The organism is Micromonospora sp. NBC_00898, assembly GCF_045207895.1.
Taxonomy (GTDB): Bacteria; Actinomycetota; Actinomycetes; order Mycobacteriales; family Micromonosporaceae; genus Micromonospora.
This window is the reverse complement of the sequence record NZ_CP108775.1, coordinates 708,221-735,211: the sequence shown is the minus strand read 5'-3', so window position 1 is coordinate 735,211 and position 26,991 is coordinate 708,221. Positions and strand designations below refer to the sequence as shown.

The following is a 26,991-nucleotide window of genomic DNA, read 5'->3' as shown; positions in this document are numbered from 1 at the left end:
ATGTCCAACGACGTAACGACTTCCGACGGCGGGGCCCCGATGACCCCACCGACGAGCAGGCGGCGGGCGCTCTGGGTCGCCACCGGCGTGGCCGGGCTGACCGGCGTCGTCGGTCTGGCGGCGCTGGGTGGCCTCGCCACCCGTGACAACAAGCCCGATGACGCGCAGCGCGTATCGAAGAACCACGCGGCCGCGCCGCAGAACATGAGCGACGCGAGCAAGAGCGACGGCCAGGACGCCGGCGCATCCGACCGGGACAACAAGGACCAGGACAACAAGGACAAGGACAAGGACCGGGACAAGGGCGACGAGGTTCGGGAGGTGGCCTGTGACGACGATGATCTGATCGAGGCCCTCGACCATGCCAACCGGGATGAGGGTGGCACGCTGAAGCTGGCTCCTGACTGCCAGTACGAGCTGGACCAGTTCGACAAGAAGTCCGAGGCGGGCCTGCCGACGATCAAGCAGGAGATCACGATCGAGGGCAACGGCGCGACGATCAAGCGGGAAGCCGAGGACGGGTTCCGGATCTTCCGGGTCGCCGACGGCGGTGACCTGACCCTGAAGGACGTCACCGTCAAGAACGGCGCCGCCGGCGAGCGCGAGCGCAAGCCGGTCAAGAAGGCGTCGGCGCCGGCGCAGAAGCGCACCGGCGACGCGACCGGGACCGCCGACGCCGAGGCCCCGGCCGCGAAGCGGCCGACGCTCACGGCGCCGCCCCGGTCGAGCATGGACGGCAGGCACGGCGACGAGCACGAGGGCGACGGCGGTGGTCTGCTGGTCGAGCGGGGCGGCAAGGCCCACGTGGTGAACAGCAAGTTCGTCCTCAACAGCGCCGAGGACAACGGCGGCGCGATCGCCAACTTCGGCCGGACCGAGGTCGAGAACAGCACCCTCGACAACAACCACGCCGGCGAGAACGGCGGCGCCATCTTCAACGCCGGTGTCCTCGAGGTCGAGGGCGCCCGCGACGGCAAGGGCGCCGAGTCCCGCATCACCAACAACACCGCCGGCGAGAACGGCGGCGGCATCGCCAACGGTGAGGGCGAGGACAAGCACAAGCGCCCCATGGGAGACCTCGTCGAGGGCAGCCGCGACGGCCACGACGACGGCAAGGCCGGCACCGTGGAGATCGAGAAGACCCTCATCGAGGGCAACACCGCCAAGAAGAACGGCGGCGGCCTGTTCAGCAACGACGGCTTCGTCGACGTCAGCTGGACCTTCGTCAGGAACAACACCGCCGAGAACGGCGGCGGCATCTACGCCGTCGACACCGTCCTGACGGTCAAGAACAGCACCGTCGAGAAGAACAAGGCCCACAACGACGGCGGCGGCATCTACAACGTCAACAGCGACGAGAAGCACGACAGCACGCAGTACAGCAAGGACAAGGACGAGAAGAAGCGCGGCACGGCCACCGTCACCGACAGCGAGATCCTCGAAAACAGCGCGGGCCGCTTCGGCGGTGGCATCTTCAACGGCGAACCCTTCGAAGAGTACTGGGCTGGCAACACGGCCGCCCCGACCGCCCGGCCCAACCACAAGGACCACGACGACGACTTCGAGGCCACCCTGGTCCTGCGCGACACCAAGATCAAGGAGAACTTCGCCGGTTGGAACGGCGGCGGCATCTACAACAACGAAGGCAAGGTGACCCTGACCAACACCAAGGTCACCAAGAACAAGGCCAACAACGGCAACGACAAGGACCACCACGGGATCGCCGGCGGCATCTTCAACAACGATGGCAAGGTCAAGCTCGACGACGACTCCACCATCACCGACAACGACCCCACCAACTGCGCCAACACCGTCGAGGACTGCTTCGACTGAACCACCACATAACGCCGGAGGTCCCTCTCCCCCACGCGGAGAGGGACCTCCGGCCATCTGTCGAGTGGTACGGGCGGTGGCGGTCCCGACCGTCACCGTTGACCCTCCTCGGCCACCACCGCGAGCTTTCCGCCGCCGGCCACGTCCTCGACACCCCTCGTACCGGCCCGGCAGGCACGTCCACACTCCTGCCGGTCGCGCTGCCCGCATACCGAATGCGGGGCTTTTTCGCATACGCCCACATGGTGAAGAAGATTCCCATACGGTGTTGTTCAGCAGCTACAACCGATTTGTAGCGAAGGCCGCCTCGCCAGGGCGAAGCGACCTTGTCTGGTACGAGGAGAGGGCAGAGACCTCCAATGTCCAACTACCTTCGCGATAACGATGACGCCACCCGCAAGACGAACTCCCCGTTCCGCCGGCGCCGGCTCTGGCTCGTCACCGGCGTTGCGGGCCTCACGGGAGCGGTCAGCCTCGCGGGCGTTGCCTACGCCACCACAGGGGCAACCGGCGGGCACCGGCTGACCGACGTCAAGTGGTCGACCGCCCAACTGGTCAGCGACGACGGCAAGGACCAGGACAACAAGGACCGGGACAAGGACAAGGACCAGGACAACAAGGACCGGGACAACAAGGACCAGGACAACAAGGACCGGGACAAGGACAAGGACCGGGACAACAAGGACCAGGACAACAAGGACAAGGACAAGGACCGGGACAAGGGCGACGAGGTTCGGGAGGTGGCCTGTGACGACGATGATCTGATCGAGGCCCTCGACCATGCCAACCGGGATGAGGGTGGCACGCTGAAGCTGGCTCCTGACTGCCAGTACGAGCTGGACCAGTTCGACAAGAAGTCCGAGGCGGGCCTGCCGACGATCAAGCAGGAGATCACGATCGAGGGCAACGGCGCGACGATCAAGCGGGAAGCCGAGGACGGGTTCCGGATCTTCCGGGTCGCCGACGGCGGTGACCTGACCCTGAAGGACGTCACCGTCAAGAACGGCGCCGCCGGCGAGCGCGAGCGCAAGCCGGTCAAGAAGGCGTCGGCGCCGGCGCAGAAGCGCACCGGCGACGCGACCGGGACCGCCGACGCCGAGGCCCCGGCCGCGAAGCGGCCGACGCTCACGGCGCCGCCCCGGTCGAGCATGGACGGCAGGCACGGCGACGAGCACGAGGGCGACGGCGGTGGTCTGCTGGTCGAGCGGGGCGGCAAGGCCCACGTGGTGAACAGCAAGTTCGTCCTCAACAGCGCCGAGGACAACGGCGGCGCGATCGCCAACTTCGGCCGGACCGAGGTCGAGAACAGCACCCTCGACAACAACCACGCCGGCGAGAACGGCGGCGCCATCTTCAACGCCGGTGTCCTCGAGGTCGAGGGCGCCCGCGACGGCAAGGGCGCCGAGTCCCGCATCACCAACAACACCGCCGGCGAGAACGGCGGCGGCATCGCCAACGGTGAGGGCGAGGACAAGCACAAGCGCCCCATGGGAGACCTCGTCGAGGGCAGCCGCGACGGCCACGACGACGGCAAGGCCGGCACCGTGGAGATCGAGAAGACCCTCATCGAGGGCAACACCGCCAAGAAGAACGGCGGCGGCCTGTTCAGCAACGACGGCTTCGTCGACGTCAGCTGGACCTTCGTCAGGAACAACACCGCCGAGAACGGCGGCGGCATCTACGCCGTCGACACCGTCCTGACGGTCAAGAACAGCACCGTCGAGAAGAACAAGGCCCACAACGACGGCGGCGGCATCTACAACGTCAACAGCGACGAGAAGCACGACAGCACGCAGTACAGCAAGGACAAGGACGAGAAGAAGCGCGGCACGGCCACCGTCACCGACAGCGAGATCCTCGAAAACAGCGCGGGCCGCTTCGGCGGTGGCATCTTCAACGGCGAACCCTTCGAAGAGTACTGGGCTGGCAACACGGCCGCCCCGACCGCCCGGCCCAACCACAAGGACCACGACGACGACTTCGAGGCCACCCTGGTCCTGCGCGACACCAAGATCAAGGAGAACTTCGCCGGTTGGAACGGCGGCGGCATCTACAACAACGAAGGCAAGGTGACCCTGACCAACACCAAGGTCACCAAGAACAAGGCCAACAACGGCAACGACAAGGACCACCACGGGATCGCCGGCGGCATCTTCAACAACGATGGCAAGGTCAAGCTCGACGACGACTCCACCATCACCGACAACGACCCCACCAACTGCGCCAACACCGTCGAGGACTGCTTCGACTGAGCAACTGGACAGCGAACAGCCGGATGGAAAAGGTCGGCCCCCTGCCACCGAAGGTGGCAGGGGGCCGACCCGCGCGAACTACTCCTGGACGAAGACCGCCACGCTGCGGGCCGGCACGGTGAACGTGCCGCTCGCCTTGTCGAACGACGCCGTCCGGAGCACCGGGTCGGCCGAGTTCGCCAGCACCGGGTGCAGCGCCACGTCCGCCCCGCGCAGGTCGGTCACCGTCTGCTCCGCCGCCTCCGGGGTGGCGTTGAAGACCACGGTCACCGACTTCCACTTCCCGTCCAGCCCACGGCCGTCCAGGGTCATGGTGAGCACGCCCGGGGTCTCCTTTTCGCCCGAGAGCGGGAAGGCGACCCGCTTCTGCACCTGGTCGGCGGTGGTCAGCCCGAACACCGGCGAGGACCCGCGGACCTTCAGCAGCTCCGCGTACCGGGCGTCGGCCAGGTTGATCGCCGCGCAGTCCGGGACCAGCTTCTCATCGGCCAGCAGCGGCTTCGCGTACGACCACTTGCTCTCGTTGTCCTGCGCCGGCGGGAGACCGGCGCCGAAGCCGTTGCCCTGCGCGCAGTCCCAGCGGATCTGGTTGAACCAGTCACCGGAGTTGAACGAGTTGCGGTCCAGCGACTTGGAGCGCAGCCGCTCCGAGCCGGCCGTCACGAAGCCCGTCCCCTGCCCGAGGGCGGTGGTCGCCAGAGCGAGCACCTGCATCCGGGCCCGGTCCTGCGCCGAGGTCCCCTGCGGCAGCTTGTACGCCAGCGCGTCGTACAGGATCTCGTTGTCGTGCGCGTCGACGTAGGTGATCGCCTCGCCCGGCGCAGCGGTGTAGCCGGCCGGCGCGCCGTTGTAGTCCACCTGCGCGCCGGTGACCGGGTCACCCGACGAGTTGGTGAACCGGTAGCCGCGCAGGTTGCCGGTCAGCCCGACCTTGATCAGGTCCTGGGAGTGCAGCAGCCGGGCCTTCTGCTCGGCCGCCGACCCGTTCACCGGGTCGCCGTTCGGATCGGTGTACAGGCCGGAGGCAAAGCCCTGGATCCGCGGATTCCCGTCGAACGGGCCGCCGCCGCGCACCGCGTCGCGGAGCCGGTCGTTGAAGGTGCCGATCCCGGTGCCGGCCATGTTGGCCTGGGTGGCCTGCACGAACCGGGCGTCGTTGGCGACCTCGCCGAAGTTCCAGCCCTCGCCGTACAGCAGGATCTTCTTCCCGTCCACGCCGTCGCGCGTGACGGTGAGCTTGTCCAGCGCGGCCCGGACGGCCAGGATGTTCGCCTTCGGGTGGTGGCCCATCAGGTCGAACCGGAAGCCGTCCACCTTGTACTCCTTGGCCCAGGTGACCAGGGAGTCCACCACCAGCATGCCCATCATGGCGTGCTCGGGGGCGGTGTTGGCGCAGCAGGTCGAGGTGGCGACGCTACCGTCCTCCAGCAGCCGGTGGTAGTAGCCCGGCACCACCTGGTCGAGCACCGACTTCGGGTCGGTGCCGGCGGCCGAGGTGTGGTTGTAGACGACGTCCATCACCACGCGCAGGCCGGCCTGGTTCACCCCGGCGACCATCTGCCGGAACTCGGTGGTCCGTTTCGCCCCGGCCGGGTCGACGGCGTAGCCGCCCTCCGGCACGGTGTAGTGCAGCGGGTCGTACCCCCAGTTGAAGCCGTCCTTTTCCGCCACCGCGGCGACGCACTTCTGCTGCTGGTCGGAGTCCGGCGGCAGCGCGGCCAGGTCACAGGCCGGCTGCTGCTGGTCGGCCCGCTTCTCGGGGATGGTGGCGAAGTCGAACGCCGGCAGCAGGTGCAGGTAGTTGACCCCCGCGTCGCCGAGCGCCTTCAGGTGCTTCATGCCAACCGTGTCCGGGTCGGTGAAGGCGAGGTAGGTGCCCCGCCGCTCGGCCGGCACGCTCGCGTCGGCGCTGGAGAAGTCGCGCACCGACAGCTCCTGGATCTGCGCCTTCGACGACGGCGCCGCCGCCGGCTTGCGCAGCTTCGCCCAGCCGGCCGGCGCGAGGGCCGGATCGTCGAGGTCGACGATCTGGCTGTGCGTCGAGTCCGGCGCCAGCGCCACCGAGTAGGGGTCGGTCACCGAGGCGGTGACCACCTTCTGCGCCGCCGGCTGCCAGGCCTCCACCTGGTACCGGTAGTACTTGCCGTGCCACGCCTTCGTGCCGCGCACCGACCAGACGCCGGTGCGGTCGTTGCGGCTCATCGACACGGTCCTGGTCGGCTCGGCCGTCGGCGAGTCGAAGAGCTGCAGCGACACCGTGCGCGCGGTGGGCGCCCAGACCGCGAGGGTGGGCACCTTGCCGGCGAACGTCGGGCCGAGCTTCGCCGTGGTGGCGGCTCGGTAGACGTCGTCGAGCACGCCCGGGATCTGCACCCCGGTCGCGCCGAGCAGCGTGCCCTCGGCGTCCCGCTCGGTCACCACGAGCTGCCCGCGCAGCGCCGCCGGCACCTTGGCCAGGTCGGCCTGGTCGAGGGCGAAGGCGTGGTACGCCCACAGCTGGGGGTACGCCTGCCGCTGCGCCTCGGTCAGCCCGTTGCGCTGCGCCCGCAGCGGCAGGGTGGTGTACGTCCCGGCCAGCTCGCCGTCGGTGATGCTCAGCCCGCCGGTCGGGGCGGCCACCAGGGCGTACCGCTTGCCGTCGGTCGGCCCGGTCTGCCAGGCGACGGTGGACCGGTCGATCCACTGCGCCTTCTGCTTGGTGATGTCGACGTCCTTGGCCATGCCCGAGGAGGTGGACGGCAGCAGCCGGCCCTTGACCCCGGCGAGCAGCCACACCTCGTGCCCGGCGGTGGCGAAGTCCAACCGCTGGTCGTCGGGCTGATCCTTGGTGTCGCCGTTGTGGATGATGTAGTTCAGCCCGGTGGCGCCGGCCGCGAGCGGCACCCGGAAGACCGCGCCGAAGGAGTCGACCTTCTCCGGCTTGAGCGGGCTGCCCCAGTCGGTCGGGTTGGCGGCGCCGTCCCAGAGGTGCAGGCCCCAACCGTCGTAGTTGTTGTCGGCCTTGCGCCAGTGGATGACCGCGGTGCCCTGGTCGACCGCCGGGTCCGGCTCGCCGGTGGCGGCCTGCCGGGTCGGGTAGAGCGCGCCGTCGCCCTGCTTGACCCAGACCTCGCCGGTCTGGGTCACGTCGATGGTGCGGTCGTTGCCGACGTCCTTGTTTCCGTTGGCGTCGACGACGAGGAAGCCGACGGACTTGGCGCCCGGCTTCAGCTTGACCCAGGCGAACCGGCCGAACGAGTCCTCACCGGCGAACGGCTGCCCTTTGGGCCACTCGGTGGCGTACGCCGGGTCGATGTCGCCCCAGGTGTAGAGGCCCCAGTCGGCGTATCCGCCGGCCGGGCGCTGGTAGTGCACCACCGCCCAGTCCCGGGAGGCGCTCTGCGCCGGGGTGCCGACCACGCCGGTGGCGCTGGCGCTGGCGACCCGGCCCTTACCGTCGCGGACCACGGCCTTGTACTCCACCTTCGTGCCGCCGGCCAGGCCCGTGAGGTCGTGGTAGACGGTGTACGGTGCCTTGTGCGCGCTGCCCAGCAGGGTCCACTTGCCATCGGGGACCCGGGCGGCGAACGTGACGGTGGCCAGTGGGTCGCCGGTCACCTGGGCGGTGACGGCGGCCTTGGTGGCGACCGGGGCGTCGCCCGGCTCGGTGATGGTGATGCCCGGGGCGGCGCCGGCCTGCGGGATGGCTCGGTCGGCCTTGAGCACCACGGCCGACATCGCCGGCACGGTCACGCTCAGCTTGCCGTCGGCGCCAGCCGTGGAGCCGGCCGAACCGCCGTAGATGCCGGCAAAGGTGGCGCCGGCCGACCAGGTGGCCACGGAGACAGTCTGCGCGGTGGCGGCGTTGTTGACCGCCACGACGTATTCGGTGCGGTCGGACGGCAGGATCCGGGAGAAGGCGAAGACGCCCTGGCCGTCGGCCGCGTACCGGGTGACCTGGACGCCGTCCCGCAGCGCCGGGTGCGCCTGCCGCAGCTCGCCCAGCTCGGCGATGGTGCGGTACAGCGGGTGGCTCTTGTCGTACTGGTCGCCGGCGTGGGTACGGGTGGTACCGATCAGGTCGTCGTCGAGGTAGTCCGCCGTCTTCGTGGCGAACATGTCCTGCCGGGCGTCCTTGTCCCCGCCGGGGCCGGTGAAGCCCTGCTCGTCGCCGGAGTAGACGACGGGCTGGCCGCGGGTGAGGAACATCAGCTGGTGGGCGAGCTGGTCGCGCTTGAGCTGGCTGGCGTCGTCACCGCCGGTCGCGGCGATGAACGAGCCGATCCGGCCCATGTCGTGGTTGCCGAGGAAGGTGGTCAGCCGGTTCGCGTCGGTGTCCCGGGCGGCGTACAGGTCGTCGCGGGCGTACATGTCGGCGAGCGCCTTCGCGGAGCCGTCGGCGGCGGTGTAGCCGCGGGCCGCCTCCTGGAAGGAGAAGTCGAGGGTGGCGGGCAGGCCGCCCTGCCGGACGTACGTCGACTCGATCTCCTGGTCGGCGCTGTAGACCTCGCCGAACATGAAGAAGTCCTTCTTGCCGGCGGACTCCGCGGCCCGCTTGATGCCCTGGCTGAACTGCGGCCAGAAGTCGAGGTTGGCGTGCTTGACGGTGTCCAGCCGGAAGCCGTCGACGCCGGTGGAGCCGATCCAGTCGCCGTAGACCTTGGTCAGCCCGCGGACCACCTCGGGACGCTCGGTCCACAGGTCGTCCAGACCGAAGAAGTCGCCGTACTCGCTGTTCTCGCCGGCGAAGGTCGAGTCACCGCGATTGTGGTACATGGTCGGGTCGTTCAGCCACGCCGGGACCTTGACCTTCGCGTCGGCGGCGGTGGCGAAGGTCGGCGTGTAGGGGAACGACGTCAGGTTCACCTTCGGGAAGTCCCGGGTACCGTCGGCGTAGTTGCGGTCCTCGAAGGCCCGCCCCTGGCTGTCCTTGTACGGCGCGGTCTTCTTGTCGACGTAGGCGTACTTGTTCTCGGCGTACTTGATGACGTCGGCGGTGTGGTTGACGATGACGTCGAGGTAGACCTTGATGCCCCGCTGGTGTGCGAGGGTGACCAGCTTCTTCAGCTCCTCGTTCGTGCCGAAGTGCGGGTCGACCTGGGTGAAGTCGGTGATCCAGTAGCCGTGGTAGCCGGCGGAGACGTCCGCGCCGGCGCCCTGCACGGGCCGGTTCTTGAAGATCGGGGCGAGCCAGATGGCGGTCGTCCCGAGGCCCTGGATGTAGTCGAGCTGGTTGATGACGCCCTTGAGGTCGCCGCCGTGGTAGAAGCCCTTGTCGGTCGGGTCGTAGCCGGTGCTCAACCGGTCGCCGGTCAGGCTGCCCTTGTCGTTGCTCCTGTCGCCGTTGGCGAAGCGGTCCGGCAGGACGAAGTAGAACTGGTCGGCCTTCGCGGTGTTGGCGCTGGCCTTGAGCAGGGCCTCGGCGGACGGCTCCTGGCGCCACTGCGCCGCGCCGGCGGCCGCGAGGAGGTCGGTGCGCGGGGCGCGATCGGTGGCGTCGGCGCCCAGCTGGTGAACGGCGACCGGCGTGCCGACGAGGGCGAGGGTGAGGGTGGAGACCAAGGCGAGCAGCGCCTTGCGGGATATCGGCGGGGGTTTCATCGACGGCCTTCCTCTGGTCGCTGATTCGCCCGCACGCTAGCCCTTGCCGAAACATTCTGCAATACCTTGCAAACCGAGTCGCAACAAAGCAGTCGTCTTGCGAAACATGACAGCCTGTCGGCGCAGCGCGACGGTCGCGGATGGTGAACGTCGGCCGGCCCGCCCTGCGGCGGCGGCTCATAGACCGGCGCAGCCGACGGTGCAGCTGGCCGGTCGCGTCGTACCGGTGTCCTCGAAGTGGAAGCGCAGCGGCACCGACGCGCCGGCCGCCAGGTCCACCCCGCTGCCGTACGTGAGGACACCGTCGGAGAAGCCACCACCGCCCTGCTCCGCCCCGTCCACCCAGGACGTGACGAGCCGTCCGCGCGGGAAGACCAACCGGACCGTCCAGCCCCGGGGCGGGGGTGCGGTCAGCCGATGACGCAGGGCGCGCCGTTGACGGTGCACTGACCCGGCTGGTCACCGCTGCCCGTCCGGCTGAACCGCATCTGCACGACGGCGTTCTGCCCGGCCCCGAGCGGGCCCGTGCCGCGCAGCACGAACGAGCCGCTGCCCTGGGAGGTCACCGACAGTCCCGAGCCGGAGGACGCCTGCATGCTCTTCACGTTGCCCGGGAAGAGCAGCTCCGCCCGCCAGTCCTGACCCCGGGCGGAACCGTTGCTGACCGTCAGCCGGGCCTCGAAGTAGTCCCGCCCACTCGCCGTGGCCTGGTAGCGCGCGGTCAGCGTGCCCGTCCGCGGCGCGGCGAGGGTGGCCGACGCCGACGCGGACGGCCTCGCCGAGCTGGCCCGCGGCGACGGGGTCACGCTCGGCGAGTCGGTCGGCGAGGCGGTGGCGTCGACGGCGACCGGCGGAATGTCGGTCGGCGCCGCGGACGCCGTCTCGGCAGCCATGGTGGGCAGGTAGATCGGCGGCGCCGGCGCCGGCGCCGTCGACTGCCGCTCCGGCCCGCGCAGGGCGAACAGGGTCACGAGCAGCAGGACGGTCAGCAGGCTGACGCCCAGCAGCACCACGATCCAGGGCACCGACGTCAGCACTCTCGCCGCGGACGACGACCCCGCCCGCTCGTCATGCCCGATGCTCATCAGATCCCCCCTCGTCGGAGCCGACGCGCCAGCGTAGCCAGCTTGATACGGCTGCCGCAGCGCGCCCACCCCGATCCGACCGTCCGGTCGGTGGGCCACGGAAAACGGTTGGCTACCCGGCGGCGGTTCGGGTCTACTCACGACCATGTCCGCGCTGATCCCGCCCACCGAACGGGTGCACGCCAGCTTCCTCGCCGCGATGGCCGAGTTCCAGGCCGAGGGACGCGGCGACCGCCAGGACCACACCGCGGTCGGCAGCGAGATCCGGGAACACCGCGCCACGTGGCACACCGTGCCGGGGTTCGCCCGGTACATCGCCGAGCTGCGCGCACAGGAGCGGGAGGAGACGCCCCGCCCGCCGGGCCGGGTGCCCGCCACGACCCTCTGGTGGACCGACGGCGACGAGTACCTCGGACGGATCGCCATCCGGCACCGCCTCACCCCGTCCCTGCTCGAAGTGGGCGGCCACATCGGCTACGACGTCCGCGCCGGCGCGCGGCGACAGGGCCACGCCACCGCCATGCTGCGCGCGGCGCTGCCGGTGGCCCACGCGCTCGGCGTCGACCCGGCGCTGGTCACCTGCGACGTGGACAACATGGCCTCGCGGCGGGTCATCGAACGCAACGGCGGCGTGCTGGAGGACGAGCGGGCGGGCAAGCTCCGGTTCTGGGTGCCGACCGCACGGTCCTGACCACGGCCCGTCACCCACCGGTCAGGCCGTCCGGATGACGGTGCAGATGGCCGGGCCGTCCTCGGTGGCCCGCAGCAGGTAGCGGTAGCGCTCGCCCGGCACCGCCCGGCCCTGACTGTCCAGGAACTCCCACCGCACCGCCACCTCGGTGAGCAGCGCGGAGATCTGCTGCACGTCCTCGAACTGGGCGTTCGCCGCGACCAGTTCACGCTCCTGGTAGTCGGGGGCAGCGCCGACGAAGGAGAGCGCCACCGCGGCCGGCGAGGTGAACGAGAAGCTGTAGGTGTCCGCGACCACCAGCCCGGGCAGGGCGTAGCAGCCGGCGATGGCGGGCACGTCGCCGGCGGTCAACGCCACGCCGTACCGGTCGAAGAAGTCGGTGAGCGCGTCCAGATCCGTCGAGGCCTTCACGCCGGTCTCAATTGCCGCGCACGCGGCCCGCCAAACCTGGTCAGCGCGGCGGGATGCGGACCTCGATCTCGGCGCCGAGCTGGGCGTCGCCGGTGAGGTCGAGGTCGTCGCCGCTCCAGAACCGGCCCGGGTCGTACCAGTTCGGACGGCGGCCGGCGGGCAGCAGCCCCATCGCCTCGTACGTCACCGCCACCACTTCGGCGCAGTACGCCGTCTCCAACGCCCGGTCGCGTACCGGCACTCCCGGGGCGTCCGGTGTGGCCGGTGTCGGACGGCGCACAGTGGGCACCCTGCCCCGCGCCCAGCGCCAGGCGAGCTGGGCGGTGGACGGGAACGGGGTGCCGTCGAGCCGGGCGACGGTCCGCAGCACCGCCTCCTCCATCGCGGCGTCGGCCGACGGTTCGAGCTGGCGCAGCCAGGCGCGCTGCCCGTACCGGTTCGCCCAGACGCAGACCGCGTCCCGGAGGTCGTGCAGCTGCACGCCGCGCTGGTGGCTGCCGGTCCACATGTCGGGCAGGGAGCGGCCCAGCTCGGCGTGCCACATCAGCGGCGGCATGTCGTCGAGCACCACCGCCATCCCGACGTGGTTCACCGGGCTGTTGGTGGTGATCTGGATCGCGCGGTCGGGGACGCTGCGGCCGCGGAACACCCACACGTCACCGGTCCGGGTCAGCTCCACGGCCTCGTCCAGGCTGATGCTCATGGACGACTACCCTAAGCGGATGCGGCAACGGATGCGTTGGTGGAAGGTGCTCGGACTGGCCGGCCTGGCCGGCGTGGCGGCGTCCGGGGTGGTCATCGCCCGGGCCGAACGGCGCCGGCGGGCGTACACCCCGGAGGAGATCCGGGACCGGCTGCGCGAGCGGCACGCGAAGGCCGCGGGGGGCACCACCCCGGCCGACGACCGGGCCTGACCCGGCGCCGCGCCGCTCACCCGCCGTCGCGGGCCGCGCGGCGCACCGCCTCGTCGAGCGCCTCCCCGGTACGCCCGACCAGCGCGCCACCGTCGTCGAGCAGCAGGATCGGGCGCTGGATCAGCTCCGGGTGGGCCACCATGGCCTCGATCCACCGGGGCTCGTCGGCGTCGTCGCGTGGCCAGTCCGCCATGCCGAGGGCGACCGCGGCCGGCTCCCCGGTGCGGCAGATGTCCCACGCCCGGGCGCCGAGCCGGCGCAGCACCTCGGTCAGCTCGGCCGCGCCCGGCGGCTGCTCCAGATACGCGCGCAGCCGGTACGGCACCCGCGCCTCGTCGAGGGTCGCCCGCGCGCCGGCGCACTTCGAACAGGCCGGGTTGTGCCAGATCTCCATGACCGACATGGTGGCAGATCCCGCGTCCCGTCCCCACCGGACGTCGTGCGGGGCAGCCGAGGCCGTACTTTCCCCAGGTTGTGCGGGTCCGGGCCGGTCGAGACCCGACGGGCGCGGGGCGGTCTGTGGGCGCTCGCGGGCGACCTGGGCGGGCTGTCCGGTTCCGGTGGGACCGGCCTGTGCCTGGTGTCCGGTTCATGGCCCGACGTCCGGTGGGTGGGGTCCCCCGGCGGTGGAATGGGGGGCGGGGTCGGGGCGTTGTACATGGCATACCACCGCGGGTCTCGCCCGGTGGTGGGGCCCGGAGCCCTGGCCGTGGGAACACCCGACCGGCCGGCCCGGTTACATCCCCCGGAACCCTGGCCCCCAGCCGGAACCCCGGGAACCCTCGGGAGCCTGGTGGAATGTGCCGCCGGCCCGGGTCGTTACACCCCCTGGACGCCCGAGCAGGTCCCCCCTGATCGCCGGGCCGATCCCCCTCAAGACTTTCCCCCCTTCGCGCGGCGCGACCGCACCCCCGTGCGGGTGTCGTGCACACCCCCAGAGCAGAGGAGCACGCCATCATGCGTACCGATCTGATCCGCGCCACCGTCCTGACCGCCGCTGGTATCGCCGCCACCGCCGGTGGCATCGCCGGCCCCGCCGTCGCCGCCCACGCCGCCCCCGCCGCCAAGGCCACGGCGCAGGTGCAGACCGACCGCAAGCACGGCGGTGAGCGGGAACTCAACGTCCGCTACCAGGCCCAGCCGAACTTCTACTACTGCGGCCCCGCCGCCACCCGCAACGCCCTGTCAGTGCAGGGCAAGGCCATCGACGTCGACGCCATGGCCAAGGAAATGGGCACCACCGAGAACGGCACCAACAGCGTCAACGACATCACCCCGGTCCTGAACAAGGAAACCGGTAGCAACGTCTACCACAGCGTCGAAATCCGCAGCCCCAAGGCCGACGACACCCAGACCGACAAGCTGCGCGCCGACATCGTCCACACCGTCGACAACGGCCGGGCCGTGGTCGCCAACATCGCCGGCACCACCACCGACACCGACGGCAACACCCACTCCTTCGAAGGCGGCCACTACATCAGCGTCGTCGGCTACCGCGACGACGGCCACACCGTCACCATCGCCGACTCCGCCGACCCCAACATGGCCTCCTACCGCATCAGCGTCGACAACCTCGCCGACTGGATCGCCACCCGCGGCTACACCGCCTCCTGACCCAACACACACCAACCAACGAAAGGGCCGACCCCCACACGGGGGCCGGCCCTTTCGTCATGTCCGGGTAGGCGTCGGGTCAGCGCTCGCTGCCGGCACGGACCGGCTCGGCCTCGTCGGCCGCTCCCGTCGTGTCGAGCCGATGGGCCCGGCGGCGCAGCCACCAGGTGCTGCCGAGCCCGGCGAGGATCGCGACGACCAGGCCCGCCCAGGAGATGTCCTTGAGCCAGTGCTCGGCCGCCCGACCCACGCTGAAGAGCAGGTAGGTGGTGCCGAAGGCCCAGACCAGGCCGCCGGCCGCGTTCGCCAGCAGGAACCGGCGGTACGGCACGTGCAGCGCGCCTGCCAGCGGGCCGGCGAGGATCCGCAGCAGCGCCACGAAGCGACCGAAGAAGACCGCCCAGACGCCGTGCCGGGCGAAGCTCTGCTCGGCGCGGGCGAGCTGCGCGGGGCCGAGATGTCGGGGGAAGCGCCGGCCCAGCCGGGCCAGCAGCGGACGCCCGCCCCGGCGGCCCACCGCGTACCCGATCGAGTCGCCGACGATGGCGCCGGCCGCCGCGGCGGTGGCGACCCACTCCGGCTCGACCACGCCGGCCGCGGCGAGCAGAGCGGAGCTGACCAGGACGATCTCGCCGGGCAGCGGCACACCCATGCTCTCCACGCCGATCACCGCGGCGACGATCAGGTAGACCACGCCCGGCGGCAGCGCGGAGAGCCAGTGTTGTACGTCGACCACCGCCACCCCTTCCGATCCGACCTCGAACCCTACCTCCGGTCCCATGGCACGGCCGCCCGCTCAGCCAGCCACCACCCGTCCGGACCCGCCCCGACGCGTCACCGTTCCGGACGTCGTCGTCCACCGGCCCGCAAGGCCGGGTGATCTGTCGTTCCGGGCACCCGGCGGCCAGGACGCACGGTGCCGGCGGGCGGCAAGGGCGCCGAGCGGATGCGGGCGGTCAGGCCGGGAGCGGGGTGAGGAATTCGAGGCGGTTGCCGTGCGGGTCGTGGGTGTGGAAGCGGCGCATGCCGGGGATCTCGTCGTCACCCCAGGTGACCGGGTGGCCGGCGGCGGCCAGCCGGGCGGCGAGGTCGTCGAGGTCGGGGCGGAGCAGCGCCGGGTGGGCCTTGCGGGCCGGCCGGAAGTCCGCTTCGACGCCGAGGTGCAGTTCGGCGTCGTACCCGGTGAACCAGCAACCACCACGGGCGGCGAGGGCCGGTGGTTTGGGCTTCTCGGTCAGGCCGAGCAGGCCGGTGTAGAACGCCCGGGACGCGGCCTCGGAGCCGGGTGGGCAGGCGAGCAGGACGTGATGGATCATGGTGGGCACCTCCTCGTCCCGAACCCTGGCACGAGGTTGCGTCAATAGCAAGACGGACGTACGGTTTTGTTGGAAGCGAGAATCGGCGGTAAGTGCCACCTAACCTGGGCGGCGCTCCGGCCGGTGCGACAGACTGCTCAGGACTACTCACGGTCGCTGGTGTGAAGGAGTACGACGTGGCGAGCCTCGACACCTTCGGTGCGAAGACCCAGCTACGCGTCGGAGACGCGAGCTACGAGATTTTCAAGATCAGCAAGGTGGAGGGCCACGACCGGCTGCCCTACAGCTTGAAGATCCTCCTGGAGAACCTGCTGCGGACCGAGGACGGCGCGAACATCACCGCCGACCACATCCGCGAGCTCGGCGGCTGGGACCCGACCGCCGACCCGAGCGTGGAGATCCAGTTCACCCCGGCGCGGGTGCTCATGCAGGACTTCACCGGCGTGCCCTGCGTCGTGGACCTGGCCACCATGCGGGAGGCCGTCCGCGACCTCGGCGGCGACGCCACCAAGGTCAACCCGCTCGCGCCGGCCGAGCTTGTCATCGATCACTCCGTCATCGCCGACCTGTTCGGCCGCGAGGACGCCTTCGCCCGCAACGTCGAGCTGGAGTACGAGCGCAACAAGGAGCGCTACCAGTTCCTGCGCTGGGGTCAGACCGCGTTCAACGAGTTCAAGGTCGTTCCGCCCGGCACCGGCATCGTGCACCAGGTCAACATCGAGTACCTGGCCCGCACGATCATGGAGCGCAACGGCCAGGCGTACCCGGACACCGTGGTCGGCACCGACTCGCACACCACCATGGTCAACGGCCTGGGCGTGCTCGGCTGGGGCGTCGGCGGCATCGAGGCCGAGGCCGCGATGCTCGGCCAGCCGGTCAGCATGCTGATCCCCCGGGTCGTCGGCTTCAAGCTGCACGGCGAGATGCCGGCCGGCACCACCGCCACCGACCTGGTGCTCACCATCACCGAGATGCTGCGCAAGCACGGCGTGGTCGGCAAGTTCGTCGAGTTCTACGGCCCCGGCGTGAGCGCCGTGCCGCTGGCCAACCGGGCCACCATCGGCAACATGTCCCCGGAGTACGGCTCCACCGTCGCGATCTTCCCGATCGACGCCGAGACCGTCCGCTACCTGGAGCTGACCGGCCGCGACCCGCAGCAGGTCGCCCTCGTCGAGGCGTACGCCAAGGAGCAGGGCCTCTGGCACGACCCGAACCACGAGCCGGCGTACTCGGAGCGCCTGGAGCTCGACCTGAGCACCATCGAGCCGTCCCTGGCCGGCCCGAAGCGCCCGCAGGACCGGGTGCCGCTGGGCAGCGCCAAGACCCTGTTCCGCTCGGCGCTGACCGACTACGTGGCCGACGACTCCGCCGGCGAGCGCGAGCTCAAGCCGGGCGTCGCCCGCGAGCAGCTCCCGCGCGGCGCCAACGGCCCGGCCGACGAGGCCAGCGCCGAGTCGTTCCCGGCCAGCGACCCGCCGGCCAACGAGTTCAGCGACCCGGCCGACGAGCCGCGCGACCTGGAGACCGCGGCGGCGGGCGCCGGCGGGCGCGCCACCAACCCGGTCCGGGTCACCAGCGCCGACGGCGTCGAGTACGAGCTGGACCACGGCGCCGTGGTGATCGCCGCGATCACCTCCTGCACCAACACCTCCAACCCGCAGGTGATGATCGGCGCCGCGCTGCTCGCCCGCAACGCCGTCGACAAGGGCCTGGCCCGCAAGCCGTGGGTGAAGACCACCCTGGCGCCGGGCTCCAAGGTCGTCATGGACTACTACGACCGCGCCGGCCTCACCCCGTACCTGGAGAAGCTCGGCTTCAACCTGGTCGGCTACGGCTGCACCACCTGCATCGGCAACTCCGGCCCGCTGCCGGAGGAGGTCTCCGCCGCGGTCAACGAGGGCGACCTGGCCGTCGTCTCGGTGCTGTCGGGCAACCGGAACTTCGAGGGCCGGATCAACCCGGACGTGAAGATGAACTACCTGGCGTCCCCGCCGCTGGTGGTGGCGTACGCGCTGGCCGGCACGATGGACATCGACCTGGCCAACGAGCCGCTCGGCGAGGACAGCCAGGGCAACCCGGTCTTCCTGCGCGACATCTGGCCGAACAGCGCCGAGATCCAGGACGTCATCGCCCAGGCGATCGGCGCCACCGGGTTCAGCGCCGCCTACGCGGACGTGTTCGCCGGTGACGAGCGCTGGCAGTCCCTGCCCACCCCGACCGGCGACACCTTCGCCTGGGCGGGTGACAGCACCTACGTGCGCAAGCCCCCGTACTTCGAGGGCATGGGGCGCCTGCCGGCGCCCGTTTCCGACATCGGTCCGGGGCGGGTGCTGGCCAAGCTGGGCGACTCGGTGACCACCGACCACATCTCGCCGGCCGGCTCGATCAAGGCCGACTCCCCCGCCGGGAAGTACCTCGCCGAGCACGGCGTGCCGCGCCACGAGTTCAACTCGTACGGCTCGCGCCGGGGCAACCACGAGGTGATGATCCGGGGCACCTTCGCCAACATCCGGCTGCGCAACCAACTCGTCCCGGGTGTGGAGGGTGGCTTCACGGTCAACCACCTGACCGGCGAGCAGACCTCGATCTACGACGCCTCCATGGCGTACCAGGAGGCGGGCATCCCGCTGGTCATCCTGGCCGGCAAGGAGTACGGCTCCGGCTCGTCCCGCGACTGGGCGGCCAAGGGCACCATGCTGCTCGGCGTCAGGGCGGTCATCGCCGAGTCGTACGAGCGGATCCACCGCTCGAACCTGATCGGCATGGGCGTCCTGCCGCTGCAGTTCCCGGTGGACACCACCGCGGAGTCGCTCGGCCTCACCGGCACGGAGACCTTCTCCATCACCGGCGTGACCGCGCTGAACGACGGCGAGACCCCGCGCACGGTGAAGGTCACCACCGACACCGGCGTGGAGTTCGACGCGGTGGTCCGGATCGACACCCCCGGTGAGGCGGACTACTACCGGCACGGCGGCATCCTGCAGTACGTGCTGCGCCGCATGATCGCCAGCTGACGTACCAGCGAAGAGGGCCCCTTCCCGCGACCGCGGGGAGGGGCCCTTCGGCGTCCGGAGGGTCAGTCGCCGGCGCGGCGGCGGGCCTCGCGGGTCTTCATGGCGTGCTCCAGCAGGGTGATGAGCACTTCCTTGCTGGACTCCCGCCGCCGGGCGTCGCAGAGCACCACCGGCACCCCGGGGTCGAGGTTCAGCGCCGCCTGCACCTCGTCCAGCCGGTGATGCTTGGAGCCCTCGAAGCAGTTCACCGCCACCACGAACGGCGTGCCCCGGCCCTCGAAGTAGTCGATGGAGGGGAAGCAGTCGGCCAGCCGGCGGGTGTCGGCGAGCACCACCGCGCCGATGGCCCCCAGCGCCAGCTCGTCCCAGACGAACCAGAACCGGTCTTGGCCGGGCGTGCCGAAGACGTAGAGCACCAGGTCGTCGCTGATGGTGATCCGGCCGAAGTCCATCGCGACGGTGGTGGTGCCCTTTTCCTCCACCCCGGAGAGGTCGTCGATCCCCACCCCGGTCTCGGTCAGCACCTCCTCCGTCCGCAGCGGCCGGGTCTCGCTGACCGCGCCGACCATGGTGGTCTTGCCCACGCCGAACCCACCGGCGATGAGGATCTTGATGGCGGTGGGCAGCTGGGCCGCTCCCGCCGGCCGCTCAGAGGGCCCGAAGTCCATTGATAACCGCCTCGAAAACGCTGTCGTCGGGAAGGCCGGCGGTGGTGGCGCGCGGCTCACGGACCTGGACCAGGTGGCGGGCCACCAGGTCGCCGAGGAGGACCCGGACGGTGCCGACCGGCAGGTCGAGGTGGGCGGCGATCTCCGCCACGGACTGTATCCGCTGGCAGAGGCCGACGATGGCGACGTGCTCGGGGCCCAGCCCCGACTCCGACGCCACCTCGGCCCGGGTCGCCGTCACCAGGGAGATCAGGTCGAACGTGCCGGTGACCGGGCGGGCCCGGCCACGGGTGACCGCGTACGGGCGCACCACCGGGCCCGCGTGGTCGTCCACCCACTCGTGCTCCGCGGCGTCCCCCTGCACGGTCATCGCGCCGGCGCCTCGCCACTCGGCTGTTCCGGTGCCCGGGTCGGCGAGGCGACGAACCTCCCGACCCGGGTGACCAGCATCGCCATCTCGTACGCGATCAGTCCGACGTCGGCATCCTCGGAGGCCAGCACCGCCAGACAGGCGTTGCGTCCGGCCGCCGTGACGAACAGGAACGACGACTGCATCTCGATGATGGTCTGCTGCACCTGACCACCGCCGAACCGCTTGCCGGCGCCCCGGGCCAGGCTCTGGATCCCGGCCGCCATCGCCGCCAGGTGCTCACCGTCGTCCCGGCTCAGCCCCTGTGAGGAGGCCATCAGCAGGCCGTCGGTGGAGAGCGCCACGGCGTGTTCCGCCTGCTTCACCCGACCGACCAGATCATCCAACAGCCACGTCAGGTCCGCGCTCGAAGCCGTCTTCTGCGCCACTCGTCGTCCTCTTCTCCCCGGCTGGTGTCGCCGTTTTCGCTCCGCCGTACCGGCCGCATCGGGTGCCGCCGTTCCGACGTCGTCCTCAGGTCGCCTGCTGGTCCCCGGTGTCAGGCCCGCCGTCGGGCCCGGTGTCGGGCCCGCCGTCGGGCTCGCGCGAAACCCCGCCGAGCAGCCGCGCCGCATCGGTCCGGCCGCGTCGGGTGCCGCTCTGGTAGGAGCTCATCATCCGACGCACCTGCTCGGGTGGCCGTACCGTGTCGTCCTCCGACTCAGCGTCCGCACTGGACGGTTCGTCACGCAGTGCCGGCACGATGCTCGCCTGCCGGACGCGTACCGGCAGCCTGGAGTCGGTGTGTGCCGGTTCCTCCGGGGCGTCGGTCCCGCCCGGCGTGGGGTCGGCCACCGCCGGAGCGGCGTCGTCCCAGCTGGACCGGGCGGTCGTCACCGGCAGGCCGGTCGGGAAGGTCGGGTCGTCCAGCCCGGGCTGCCCGGCCCGCCGCCGGGTCCGCGTCGGCAGCCCCGCCTCCGTCACCGGCGACTGGTCCGGGCCGGCGGTCGCGACACGAGCGGGTGCCGGGTCCGCCCCCATCGGTACGTCCTCCGCGGCGTCCTCCCGGCGGCCGGTATCCGGCGTCGTCGCCGGGGCCGGTTCGACCAGCGCCACCGAGCTGGTGGACGGCTCACCGGCCGACTCCGACCGGCCCGCCCCGGCGCCGGCCGGGACCGGCCGGCGGAAGCCCGCACCGGCCCGGAACCCGCCGGACGTGGCCGGGTCGGGGCCGTCGTCGGTGACCAGCTCGAGCGGGATCAGCACCACCGCCGTCGTACCGCCGTACGCGGACTCCTTGAGCTGCACCCGCACGCCGTGCCGTTCGGTGAGCCGGCTGACCACGTAGAGGCCGAGCCGGGCGGCGTTGGCCAGGTTCAGTTCGGACCTGTCGACGATCCGGTGGTTGGCGGCGGCGAGGTCCTCCCCGGTCATGCCGAGGCCCCGGTCCTCGATCTCGATGGCGAACCCGTTGGCCACCAGCTGGCCGCGCACCTCGACCGTGGTGTGCGGCGGCGAGAACGACAGTCCGTTCTCGATCAGCTCGGCCAGCAGGTGGATGACGTCACCGACGGCCCGGCCGGCGAGCGACACCGGGCCCAGCGGCAGCACGTTCACCCGGGTGTAGTCCTCGACCTCGGCCACCGCGCCGCGGACGACGTCGACCATCGGCACGTTCCGCCGCCAGGACCGGCCCGGGGTGGAGCCGGAGAGCACGATCAGGTTCTCGGCGTTGCGCCGCATCCGGGTGGCCAGGTGATCGACCCGGAACAGGTCCTCCAGCTCCTCAGCGTCGTGCTCGCGGCGCTCCATCGCGTCGAGCAGGGTGAGCTGGCGGTGCACCAGGGCCTGGGTGCGCCGGGCCAGGCTGAGGAACACGTCGCGGACGCCGCGGCGCAGCTCGGCCTGCTCGACGGCGGTCCGGATCGCGGTCTCCTGCACGGCGTTGAAGGCCTTGCCCACCTGGCCGATCTCGTCGTCGCCGAACTGCAACGGGGGCGCCTCCCGGGCGACGTCGACCTCCTCGCCCAGGCCCAGCCGCTCCACCACGCCGGGCAGCCGCTCGTTGGCCAGCCGGAACGCGGCCTCGCGGAGCCGTTCGAGCTGCTGGACCAACGCCCGGGCGGTGGTGATGGACACCACGATGGACGCGATGACGGCGAGCAGGCCGAGGCCGGTGGCCAGCACCAGTCGTACGATGACGCCGATCGCGACCGGCGTGGCCCGCTGTACCACGTCGTCGCCGCCGGCGAGCACCACCTGACCGATCTCGCTGAGCGCGGACCCGGTCGTGCCCTCCCAGGCGGCGGTGGTCACCGGCACCCTGTTGTCGGTGCCCTGCATGACCCGGCTCTCCAGGTCGGCGAGCCGGACGTAGGTCGGATCGGCCAGCATCCCCGCGTAGCGGTTCTGGTCGGCTGCCGGAAGCCGGACGATGGCCTGACCAGCGGTGAACCGTCGGGCACCCACCACCTGGGCGAATTGCGCCTGCTCGGCGGGAGTGATCCGGCCAGCCGCCAGCACGCCGGCGAGCAGCGCGTCCTCCTGGGACAGCAACTCACGGGCCCGGTTCAGGCCGATCAGCGCCGCGGTGTCCTCGGCCACCTGCTCATCGTCGAGGTTTCCCAGCGCGTCGTAGACCCGGTAGATCTCCTCGATCAGGCCGGTGAAGGCGGCACCGGCGCCCGCCCGGTCGATCTTCTTGTTGTCGACGGCGACCCGGGTCGCAGGCAGCTCACCCAGCCCGGTGATCAGCTCCTCGATCCGCTGGTCCAGCTTGTCCGCGCCGAAGACACCGACCTGCCAGCTCCGCGTGGACTCCGCGAACTCCGTGGTCAACTGGTCGGTGCGCTGCCGGACCTGCGCTAGCTCGGAACGCCGTTCGTCGTCGGAGCGGCCGAGGTAGCTCAGCGACGTCCGGCGCTCCAGCTGCAACTGGAGCAGCAGCGGCTCGGTGGGGTCGAAGACCTTGCCGTCCAGCGCCTGCACCCCGAGCAGGTTGATCCCGTCCCGCACGGTCACCCACGCGGTGAAGGACCAGAGCGCGACCAGGGAAGCGAGCAGGGCGACAACCTTGGTACGCAGGTTTGAGCTGCGGAAACGCATTACACCGTCCCTGGCGTGGCCCGTGCGGATCGAGAGTCGGCGTGCCGCGACCTACACGCATCGACCCCGGCGCACGCTAGCAGTGTCGAGGATGCCACTCAAGCGTTCCTGATCATGAAGTTGATGTTCCGCGTCCGCCGGTCGGCGCCAGCCCGCTCAGCTCGGGCCGGGCTGCGGCGAGATGCAGGGCGGCAGCGACGGCCGACCGGACGATGAGGACCGGAGCGTAGAGGTCCTTGTCATGCCACAGTGGTGGGTCGTCCTGCTGGCCGACCGTCGCGGACAGATAGGCCACACCCCGCCGTACCGAGTCGGCCACCCCGGGGCGCCTCGTCCGGCCCACACCCAGCAGCACGTGCAGCGCGTACGCCGTCTCCTCCCGGCTGCCCGACCAGCGGCCCCACGACCCGTCGGCGCGCTGGGTGCCGACCACCCAGTCGACGGCCTGGTCCACCGACTCCGCCGCGACTGCGGCTGGGGCATACCGGTCCAGCGCCATGACCACACACGAGGTGGCGTAGTACGGCGAAGCGTGCCAGCGGTCGCACCAGCGGCCGTCAGCGTGCTGCTGCTCCCGCAGCCAGCCGGCGAGGCGGAGCAGCCGCCGGGCTGCGGGATCACCCTTCGCGGTGTTCCGGCCAGCGTGCCAGCCGAGCGCCTCGAACACGTGCGCGTTGGTGGTGACCGACCAGCCGTCCTCGCCCGGCCACGTGCAGAAGTGACCGTCCCGCTCGTACCGGGCCAGGCTGGCCGGGTGCACCGGGTGGCCGGCCCGAGCGAGCGCGTACAGCGTCACGGAAGTGGTGTCGGCGTCGGCCGGCAGCCCGGGGCCGGTCGGCGTGCCCTCCGGCCCGAGCGCCGCGGTCAGCTCGGCGACCAGGCTGGGCGCCGGGCGGGCACGCAGGCCCGCTCGGGCCAGGTTGGCCAGCACCCAGGACCGCTCGAAGACGGAGATCGGAGTGCAGCAGGGCACTGGCCCGTCGTGCCGCCGGACCGCGTCCTCCAGGTAGGCCAGGGTCGCGCCGCCCGGCTCCCCCACCCAGGCGGCGGTGGCCGCGGGCGATGCGCCGACCGCGCCCGCGACCGGTACGACGTCCGCGCGGCACCGCGCGGCGGGACCCAGCACCTCCAGGGCGTGCAGCAACTTCTGCGGCACGGGTCGACCGTGGGCGAGCAATCCCCGCAGGGCGTCCAACCGCCGGCGGTCCATGCCGGCGGGCAGCGCCAGGGGCGTCGTCGCGGGCAGCCATCGGAAGTCCGGCTGGTCGTCGAGGCTGTGCAACTGCCCGTTCACCGCGTCGACGAGGGTCGGCACGATCAGGTCGGCGGCGGGGGTGTCCGGCACTGAAATCCGCAGGGTGGTACCGAGCCAACCGGAGAGCGCGGCCACACCGCGCCGGGCGGCGGCGCGCAGCTCGTCCCGGGGCACCCCGGCCGGTCGACCGGCGGCGAGGGTGCCCAGCAGGGCCTCGACCGCGCTGAGCGTGGGCACCAGAGCGTACCCCTCCGGCGCGCCCCAGCCGCCGTCGGCGCGCTGGCGGTCGAGCAGGTAGCGCAACCGCCGGTCGTGGCCGGACAGCCGGGGCGCGAGGGTGACCAGCCGCCCGGTCTCGTACACCGAGGGAGTGAGCTGCCCGGCGGGCTGCCGGAGCAGGGCGGCGAGCAGGCCGTCCACCTCGGTACTGTCCGGCGGGTCAGCAGGGGCGGGGCGGCTGTCGTCCTGGCGTGCGTCGACCCACGGGGTGCTGGTCACAGTGCTCCCCAGAAGTCGGCGGAGCGGTAGAACCCGCTGCTGAACCCGATCTGCCGGGCCAGGTAGCGGGCCTGCTCGGGGCAGCTGCGCTCCAGCGGGGCCAGCAGCTCCCCCGCCCGCGCGACCAGCTCGTCGATGCGGCGTTCCACCAGGCTCCGGTCGTCGACCAGCAGCAGGGCGTTGAGGTCCCCCCATCGCAGGTCCCGCTCGTACGTGCCCAGATCGTTGACGAGGCGCAGGATGCGCTGGACCTCGCCGCTGGCCTCGATGAGCGGGTCGAGGTGGGCGAGCGTGGCGGGGTCGCCGGAGTAGATCCAATGGGTGACGTTGACCACGGTGCAGGCCAGGTTGTCGGCGTTGTCCAGGTAGTCGTCGAGGCTCGGCAGCGCGGCCGGTACGCCGTCCATCCCGGAGGCCCGCTTCCAGTCCCACTCCCGGGCCATGGCGTCGAGCACCTTACGCAGCTCGGCACACCACAAGGGACGGAGGTCGGGGAATGCGGCGACGGTGGCCAGTTCGTCGCGCAACTCCGCCAGGAAGCGGCCGAGCGGGTCGTCCTGGGCGGGTGCGCCGCCGTCGGCCACCGCCAGGCAGCGGGCCGCGATCCGGTCGATCTCCGTACGGGAGGTGGCGACGTAGTCGACGAGCCAGTCCAGCGCGAAGCCCCAGAGCACGGCGCGGTTCGTGACCCGCAGCCGCGCGGCATCGCACCAGGGCGCGCCGAAGGCGATCGCCGCGGCGATGTTGGCGAACAGCGCCGCGTCGAACGGCCGGGCCGGGAAAAGCTCCGGGTACCCGGCCGCCAGCTCGGCGAGGTCGCGTTGCCCCCGCGCCGCCAGGGCCGAGATCCGGCCCTGCTCGGCCGCGACCCGCATCTGTTCCGAGACCACGTCGGTCAGCTGGCCGGACGGGGTCATCCGGTCCTGCCCGGGGCCGGCTCGAGCGTCACCTCCACCCGCTGCCTGGGGCGCAGCGCTGCGGCGACCTTGATCCCGGGCAGCTCCGGCCGGCGCAGCCGGAAGCGGTAGCGGCGCAGCACGGTGGCCACGATCAGCAGCGCCTCCAGGTAGAACAGGTGCATACCGAGGCACTGGTGCGGGCCCCCGCCGAACGGGAAGTGCGCGTACCGGTGCCGACCGCGAACCCGCTCCGGGGCGAACCGGTCGGGGTCGAAGACCTCCGGCCGGTCCCAGAACATCGACATCCGGTGGGTGATCAGCGGACTGACCACGATGGTCGACCCGGCGGGGATGCGGACGCCGCCCACCACGTCCTCCTCGACCGCCCGCCGGGGGAAGAGCCAGCCGATCGGATAGAGCCGCAGCAACTCGTCCAGGACCTGCCGGGTGTACCGCAGCTCCTTGAGGTGGGCGCCGCGGATCGGCCCGTCGCCGACCACGCGGTCGATCTCCTCGTTCAGCTGAGCGGCGACCTGCGGGGCCGCCTCGAGGTGCGGCCAGAGCCAGGTGAGGACGCTGATGGTGGTCTCGGTGGTGGTGGCGACCATGGCCACGGTGTCGTTGCGGACCTGCCACTCGTCGAGCCGGCGGCCATCTGGCGTATGGCCGCGCCAAAGCGTCGCGATGACGTCGTCGCCGTCCGCGTCGGCGGTCTCACGGGAGGCCCGGACGATGGGCAGCAGCAGGTCGTCGATGGTCTGGACGGCCCGACGGAAGCTCCGGTCGCCGGGCATCGGCACGGCCAGCGGGGCCCACGGTACGGCGATGCGGGGCATCACCGACCATGCGATGACGTCCTGCGCCTCCATGATCCGCATGGCGTCAGGCACCGAGATCTTGTCGGCGAAGAAGACCCGCATGATGGCCTGGCAGACGATCCGGGCCTGCTCGACGCCCATGTCGACTGGGCTTCCAGAGCGGGCCGGCGCGTCCAGCTCGCCGACCGCGCCGTCGATCACCTCAGCCAGGGTGTCCACCAGGGAGTCGATCCGCCGGGCGGTGAAGAGGGGCTGCAGGACGTGACGGCTGTCCGTCCAGTGCTGACCGTCGCTGAGGATCCCCTCGCCGAACAGCCGCTTGAGCGGCCGCCACTGGAGCCCGTCCCCGGCGCGCACGTAGTTGTCGGACCGCTCACGCAGCACCCGCTGCAGGTGCTCGGGGTGAGTGACCAGAAAGGGCCGGAAGGAGCCGAGGTTGAGTCGGACGACCTCCCCCCGGGACCGCTCGCCGCAGTTCACGAGCGCCCGGGCCGGATCCCGGATCAGGCCGGGCAGGATCCGACGTAACGGCATCGAGTCCGCTCGCCGGGTACCGGCCTGCGTGGCTGCTGCTTCCACCTGCTGCGGGCTCCCTCAGGCAAGGCTTGTCGTAGGACGACTGTGCCGAGTCATGGACCCGGGAAGCATGACACCGTCCGAGCAACTTCTCTAGATGGTGAAAGAAGAAT

At 71.3% G+C, this 26,991-nt stretch carries 21 protein-coding genes; 6 read left to right on the top strand and 15 right to left on the bottom strand.

What is annotated here, in order from left to right:
* Positions 1–39 precede the first annotated feature (39 nt).
* Both OG799_RS03470 and OG799_RS03465 read left to right on the top strand, forming a co-directional pair.
* Complete coding sequence (locus OG799_RS03470; protein WP_406043006.1) at positions 40–1,833, top strand: hypothetical protein; 1,794 nt, start codon at positions 40–42, stop codon at positions 1,831–1,833.
* A 359-nt stretch (positions 1,834–2,192) separates the two neighbouring features.
* On the top strand, positions 2,193–4,085 hold the full coding sequence (locus OG799_RS03465) for a hypothetical protein (RefSeq protein WP_406043004.1): 1,893 nt from the start codon (positions 2,193–2,195) through the stop codon (positions 4,083–4,085).
* Between the two features lie 78 nt (positions 4,086–4,163).
* On the opposite strand, the gene pulA is transcribed toward OG799_RS03465, so the two are convergent.
* The 3 genes from pulA to OG799_RS03450 all read right to left on the bottom strand — a co-directional run bounded on the left by pulA (position 4,164) and on the right by OG799_RS03450 (position 10,750).
* Positions 4,164–9,665: a pullulanase-type alpha-1,6-glucosidase gene (gene pulA / locus OG799_RS03460; protein ID WP_406043002.1), complete on the bottom strand. Its 5,502-nt coding sequence runs from the start codon at positions 9,663–9,665 to the stop codon at positions 4,164–4,166.
* Positions 9,666–9,842: 177 nt separating this feature from the next.
* Positions 9,843–10,043, bottom strand: a complete 201-nt coding sequence (locus OG799_RS03455; protein ID WP_406043000.1) for a hypothetical protein — start codon at positions 10,041–10,043, stop codon at positions 9,843–9,845.
* Positions 10,044–10,075: 32 nt separating this feature from the next.
* Positions 10,076–10,750, bottom strand: a complete 675-nt coding sequence (locus tag OG799_RS03450; RefSeq protein ID WP_406042998.1) for a hypothetical protein — start codon at positions 10,748–10,750, stop codon at positions 10,076–10,078.
* Positions 10,751–10,895: 145 nt separating this feature from the next.
* On the opposite strand from OG799_RS03450, the gene OG799_RS03445 reads away from it, so the two are divergent.
* Positions 10,896–11,441 carry a GNAT family N-acetyltransferase gene (locus OG799_RS03445; RefSeq protein ID WP_406042996.1) on the top strand — a complete coding sequence of 182 codons (546 nt, stop codon included), beginning with the start codon at positions 10,896–10,898 and terminating at the stop codon, positions 11,439–11,441.
* A gap of 21 nt (positions 11,442–11,462) precedes the next feature.
* On the opposite strand, the gene OG799_RS03440 is transcribed toward OG799_RS03445, so the two are convergent.
* Both OG799_RS03440 and OG799_RS03435 read right to left on the bottom strand, forming a co-directional pair.
* Entirely contained in the window at positions 11,463–11,852 is a 390-nt protein-coding gene (locus tag OG799_RS03440) for a hypothetical protein (RefSeq protein WP_406042994.1), read from the bottom strand.
* 40 nt (positions 11,853–11,892) lie between these two features.
* Positions 11,893–12,555 (bottom strand): hypothetical protein, encoded by a 663-nt coding sequence (locus tag OG799_RS03435; protein ID WP_406042992.1) that lies wholly within the window; start codon positions 12,553–12,555, stop codon positions 11,893–11,895.
* Between OG799_RS03435 and OG799_RS03430 the strand changes: the two genes are divergently transcribed.
* Positions 12,554–12,766, top strand: a complete 213-nt coding sequence (locus OG799_RS03430; protein WP_406042990.1) for a hypothetical protein — start codon at positions 12,554–12,556, stop codon at positions 12,764–12,766. The two genes, OG799_RS03435 and OG799_RS03430, sit on opposite strands and share 2 nt — an antisense overlap.
* A 16-nt stretch (positions 12,767–12,782) precedes the next feature.
* Here OG799_RS03430 and OG799_RS03425 read toward each other — a convergent pair whose 3' ends face one another.
* Positions 12,783–13,160, bottom strand: coding sequence for an ArsC/Spx/MgsR family protein (locus OG799_RS03425; RefSeq protein WP_406042988.1), 378 nt, complete (start codon positions 13,158–13,160; stop codon positions 12,783–12,785).
* 563 nt (positions 13,161–13,723) lie between these two features.
* On the opposite strand from OG799_RS03425, the gene OG799_RS03420 reads away from it, so the two are divergent.
* Positions 13,724–14,380 (top strand): C39 family peptidase, encoded by a 657-nt coding sequence (locus tag OG799_RS03420; protein WP_406042986.1) that lies wholly within the window; start codon positions 13,724–13,726, stop codon positions 14,378–14,380.
* 79 nt (positions 14,381–14,459) lie between these two features.
* On the opposite strand, the gene OG799_RS03415 is transcribed toward OG799_RS03420, so the two are convergent.
* Both OG799_RS03415 and OG799_RS03410 read right to left on the bottom strand, forming a co-directional pair.
* Positions 14,460–15,116, bottom strand: a complete 657-nt coding sequence (locus OG799_RS03415; RefSeq protein ID WP_406042984.1) for a DedA family protein — start codon at positions 15,114–15,116, stop codon at positions 14,460–14,462.
* A gap of 220 nt (positions 15,117–15,336) precedes the next feature.
* Entirely contained in the window at positions 15,337–15,696 is a 360-nt protein-coding gene (locus tag OG799_RS03410; protein WP_406042982.1) for a VOC family protein, read from the bottom strand.
* Positions 15,697–15,857: 161 nt separating this feature from the next.
* Between OG799_RS03410 and OG799_RS03405 the strand changes: the two genes are divergently transcribed.
* Positions 15,858–18,710 carry an aconitate hydratase gene (locus OG799_RS03405; protein ID WP_406042980.1) on the top strand — a complete coding sequence of 951 codons (2,853 nt, stop codon included), beginning with the start codon at positions 15,858–15,860 and terminating at the stop codon, positions 18,708–18,710.
* 62 nt (positions 18,711–18,772) lie between these two features.
* Here OG799_RS03405 and OG799_RS03400 read toward each other — a convergent pair whose 3' ends face one another.
* The 7 genes from OG799_RS03400 to OG799_RS03370 form a co-directional block, all read right to left on the bottom strand.
* Positions 18,773–19,378, bottom strand: coding sequence for a GTP-binding protein (locus OG799_RS03400; protein WP_406042978.1), 606 nt, complete (start codon positions 19,376–19,378; stop codon positions 18,773–18,775).
* Positions 19,359–19,748, bottom strand: a complete 390-nt coding sequence (locus OG799_RS03395) for a DUF742 domain-containing protein (RefSeq protein WP_406042976.1) — start codon at positions 19,746–19,748, stop codon at positions 19,359–19,361. Before OG799_RS03395 ends, OG799_RS03400 begins: the two co-directional genes overlap by 20 nt.
* Complete coding sequence (locus OG799_RS03390) at positions 19,745–20,176, bottom strand: roadblock/LC7 domain-containing protein (protein ID WP_406042974.1); 432 nt, start codon at positions 20,174–20,176, stop codon at positions 19,745–19,747. The genes OG799_RS03395 and OG799_RS03390 overlap by 4 nt, the downstream gene beginning before the upstream one ends.
* A gap of 85 nt (positions 20,177–20,261) precedes the next feature.
* A complete protein-coding gene (locus tag OG799_RS03385; protein ID WP_406042972.1) occupies positions 20,262–22,832 on the bottom strand; it encodes a nitrate- and nitrite sensing domain-containing protein in 2,571 nt (856 codons plus the stop codon).
* 112 nt (positions 22,833–22,944) lie between these two features.
* Positions 22,945–24,585 carry a prenyltransferase/squalene oxidase repeat-containing protein gene (locus OG799_RS03380; protein ID WP_406042970.1) on the bottom strand — a complete coding sequence of 547 codons (1,641 nt, stop codon included), beginning with the start codon at positions 24,583–24,585 and terminating at the stop codon, positions 22,945–22,947.
* Positions 24,582–25,502: a terpene synthase family protein gene (locus OG799_RS03375; protein WP_406042968.1), complete on the bottom strand. Its 921-nt coding sequence runs from the start codon at positions 25,500–25,502 to the stop codon at positions 24,582–24,584. The genes OG799_RS03380 and OG799_RS03375 overlap by 4 nt, the downstream gene beginning before the upstream one ends.
* Complete coding sequence (locus OG799_RS03370; RefSeq protein ID WP_406046191.1) at positions 25,499–26,836, bottom strand: cytochrome P450; 1,338 nt, start codon at positions 26,834–26,836, stop codon at positions 25,499–25,501. Before OG799_RS03370 ends, OG799_RS03375 begins: the two co-directional genes overlap by 4 nt.
* Positions 26,837–26,991: the final 155 nt, after the last annotated feature.